Raw genomic sequence first — 3,732 nt, 5'->3', positions numbered from 1 at the left:
CCCCCGGCACCCCCGCCGCGCGCCCCGTCGCCGCCGCGAGCTCCGCCGCCCCGCGCCCCCTCCGCCGCCGCGGGCTGCGCCCGCTGACCGCCCTCGCGAGCGGGCTCGGCCTGCTCGCCGGCTCGCTCGGCCTCTGGGCCGCGGGCGGCAGCGCGGCCGCCGACACCGCCGCCGGCCTGCCCGCCCCCGACCACGTGGTCGTCGTCGTGCTGGAGAACCACGCCTACACCCAGGTGATCGGCAGCTCCAACGCCCCGTACATCAACGGCACCCTGGTGGCCGGCGGCGCGAGGCTGACCCAGTCCTACGCGCTCACCCACCCCAGCCAGCCCAACTACTACATGCTGTTCTCCGGCAGCTCGCAGGGCATCGTCGACGACAGCTGCGTGGACGTCGGCGCACTGCAGGAGCCCAACCTGGCCTCCGAACTGCTCGCCGCCGGCCAGACCTGGGCCAGCTACAACGAGGGCCTGCCCGCCCAGGGCGCCACCGACTGCCGGGTCGACTCCTACGCGCAGAAGCACAACCCGTGGTTCGGCTTCGGCAACGTGCCCACCGACAGCGCGTACGGCATGGACGCGTTCCCGAGCGACTACAGCACCCTGCCCAAGGTCTCCTTCGTCGTCCCGGACCTCTGCGACGACATGCACGACTGCTCCGTCGGCACCGGCGACTCCTGGCTCCGGAGCAACCTCGACGGGTACGCGCAGTGGGCCAAGGCCCACAACAGCCTGCTGGTCGTCACCTTCGACGAGGACAACCGGCTGGCCGGCAACCGCATCCCGACCCTGGTCTACGGCGCCCACGTCGCCGCGGGCAGCAGCACCGCCACCACCTACAACCACTACGACGTGCTGCACACCCTGGAGGACCTGGCCGGCGTCAACGCCCACGCGGGCAACTCGGCCGGCGCCACCGACATCGCCGGCATCTGGAACTGACGCCCGTGTACGTCGCGGACTCCCGCAGCTCGAAGGCCCCCGCCGCGCCGGCCACCGGCGCGGCGCGGCGGGGTGCCGTCCCCGGGACGGTGCTCGCGCTCGGCACCGTCAGCCTGGTGACCGACATCTCCTCCGAGATGGTCACCGCCGTCCTGCCCCTCTACCTGCTCACCGGGCTCGGCCTCTCCCCGCTCGGCTTCGGCCTGCTCGACGGCATCCAGAACGGCTTCAGCGCCCTCGTCCGCCTGGCCGGCGGCCACCTCGCCGACCGCCGCGGCCGCGACGGCGCCGCCCGCCACAAGGCCGTCGCCGCGATCGGGTACGGGCTGTCCGCGCTCTGCCGGCCGCTGCTGCTGTTCGTCCACACCGTGCCGCTGATCGGCGCGGTGATCGCCGTCGACCGCACCGGCAAGGGCCTGCGCACCGCGCCCCGGGACGCGATGATCTCGCTCGCCACCGAACCCGCCCACCGCGGGCGGGCGTTCGGCGTGCACCGGGCGATGGACACGGCCGGCGCGCTGCTCGGCCCGCTGACCGCCTTCCTGGTGCTGCGCCTGACGGGCGGCCCGCTGCTCGCCGACGGCGGCGAACACCACGGCTACGACGCCGTGTTCACGGTCAGCGCGTGCGTCGCCGCACTCGGCGTGCTGATCCTGCTGCTGTTCGTGCCGAACCGGCAGCGTGCTGACGATCCGTCAACTCCCGTCCCGTCGCTGCGCGACGGCCTCGCCCTGCTGCGCCTGCCCGGGCTGCGCCGGCTGACGCTCTGCGCCGTGCTGCTCGGACTCACCACCGTCAGCGACTCCTTCCTCTACCTGCTCGTCCAGCGCCGACTGGACCTGTCCGTCAGCCTGTTCCCGCTGCTGCCGCTGGGCACCGCCGCCGCCTTCCTGCTGCTGGCCGTCCCGCTCGGCGTGCTCGCCGACCGGATCGGCCGCCACCGGCTCTTCCTCGCCGGGCACGGGGTGCTGCTGCTCGGGTACGGGGTGCTGCTCTCGCCGCTGCGCGGGCTGCCGGCGGCGGTCTGCGTGCTGGTGCTGCACGGCGCGTTCTACGCCGCCACCGACGGGGTGCTGGCCGCCGCGGCCGCCGACGCCGTACCGGCCGAGCAGCGCGGCGCCGGGCTCGCCCTGGTCGGCACCGGGCAGGCGCTGGCCCGGTTCGCCTGCTCGCTGCTGTTCGGCGCGCTGTGGGGTGCCGTCGGCGGGCCGGCGGCGCTGGGCTGGTCGGCGGGGGCGCTGGCGCTGTGCGTGCTGGGCGCGGCCGCGGTGCTGCGCCCGTCCGAACCCGTTGTCGCCGCTGCTGAGGAGAGCCCGTGAACCTGCAGAACCGGACCAGGGTGATCGTGCTGCTGGTCGCCGTCCTGGTGCTCGGCGCGGTCGGCACCGGGGCCGTGCTGTACGCGGCCGACCGCACCGCCCGCCGGGACCAGGCCCAGCCCGGCGGGCCGTCCGTCGAACCCGGCACCGTCTCGCTCCAAGCACCGCACAGTGGACGGCAGTTGCTGTTCCGCAACATGGCCTGGGGCCCGCACCGGGACGAGATCACCACCGTCCCCGCCGACCACCCCGACGGCCCGCGCACCGCCTCCGGCGTTCAGTGCCTGCGCTTCCACGCCGCCGCCGGCACCGGCATCTGCCTCCAGGCCCAGCACGGCGCGCTGGAGGACACCTACCGGGCCGTCGTCCTCGACGACCACCTGCGCGAGCGGCGCTCCTTCCCGGCCGCCGGCATCCCCACCCGCTCCCGGGTGTCGCCGTCCGGGCACCTCGCCGCCTGGACGGTCTTCGTCAGCGGCGACTCGTACGCGGGCAGCGAATTCTCCACCCGTACCTCGATCGTGGACGTCCGGGACTGGAACCTCCGGGAGAACCTGGAGGACTTCGCGATCGTCCTCGACGGCCACCCGTACCAGGCGCACGACATCAACATCTGGGGCGTCACCTTCGCCGACGACAACGCCTTCTACGCCACCCTCGCCAGCGCCGGGCAGACCCACCTCGTCCGCGGCGACCTCGCCGCCCGCACCCTCACCACCCTGCACGACAACGTCGAATGCCCCTCGCTCTCCCCGGACGGCACCCGCATCGCGTACAAGAAGCGCGTCCCGGGCCTCTCCCCGGACGCGCCGTGGCGGCTCTACGTGCTCGACCTCGCCACCATGACCGAGACCGCCACCGCCGAGCAGCGCAACATCGACGACCAGGCGCTCTGGTCCGGCGACGGTACCCTCGTCTACGCCCTGCCCGGCGACTACGGGGCCGACCTGTGGACCGTTCCGGCGGACGGCTCGGGCGTCGCGCAGCCGGTCACCAAGGCCGCGGTCGCCCCCGCCTACCTGGGCTGAGGAACTCTCGGCTACGGTCCCACGTCGAGCAGAGTGTGACGTCCTGATCGAGGGGGAGCGAAGAACCGTGGACGGCATCCCACCCGAACGCATGGTGACCGATTCGTGGCCCGCCCTGAACGGCCGGCCCGTCCTGCGGCGCACCGTCGCCGTCGGACTGGTGCTGTGCGTGTCCGTCGGCGCCGCCCTCGTGGTGCGCGGCGTCAACGCGCTCACCGTCGGGCGCACCGGCCACGAGACCGACCGCGACCGCGCCGAACGCCTGGCCGGCCTCCACCCCTCCCAGCACCCCGGCGTCGGCCGCTACTACGTCCCGGTCGGCGCCGTCTACACCCACACCTCCGACGGCGCCCCCGTCGCCTACCTCCACTACCGGCTCGGCGGCGGCAAGGCCCCGGGCGTCGGCGACTTCCTCAGCGCCTACGACCTCCCCGACCCCGGCCC

At 74.4% G+C, this 3,732-nt stretch carries 4 protein-coding genes; all 4 read left to right on the top strand.

What is annotated here, in order from left to right; genetic code table 11:
* The first annotated feature begins 74 nt into the window (after positions 1-74).
* Positions 75-941, top strand: coding sequence for an alkaline phosphatase family protein (locus OP86_RS32245; protein ID WP_030062628.1), 867 nt, complete (start codon positions 75-77; stop codon positions 939-941).
* A 5-nt stretch (positions 942-946) separates the two neighbouring features.
* Positions 947-2,260, top strand: coding sequence for an MFS transporter (locus OP86_RS32240; RefSeq protein WP_030261177.1), 1,314 nt, complete (start codon positions 947-949; stop codon positions 2,258-2,260).
* 2 nt (positions 2,261-2,262) lie between these two features.
* Complete coding sequence (locus OP86_RS32235; RefSeq protein WP_030062625.1) at positions 2,263-3,288, top strand: TolB family protein; 1,026 nt, start codon at positions 2,263-2,265, stop codon at positions 3,286-3,288.
* A 67-nt stretch (positions 3,289-3,355) separates the two neighbouring features.
* Positions 3,356-3,732: hypothetical protein (locus OP86_RS32230; protein ID WP_033334398.1), on the top strand; the 377-nt coding region annotated here is incomplete at its 3' end.

It is taken from the genome of Streptomyces novaecaesareae, from assembly GCF_000716875.1.
Lineage (GTDB): Bacteria > Actinomycetota > Actinomycetes > Streptomycetales > Streptomycetaceae > Kitasatospora > Kitasatospora novaecaesareae.
This window is presented reverse-complemented; position numbering and strand designations above follow the sequence as displayed.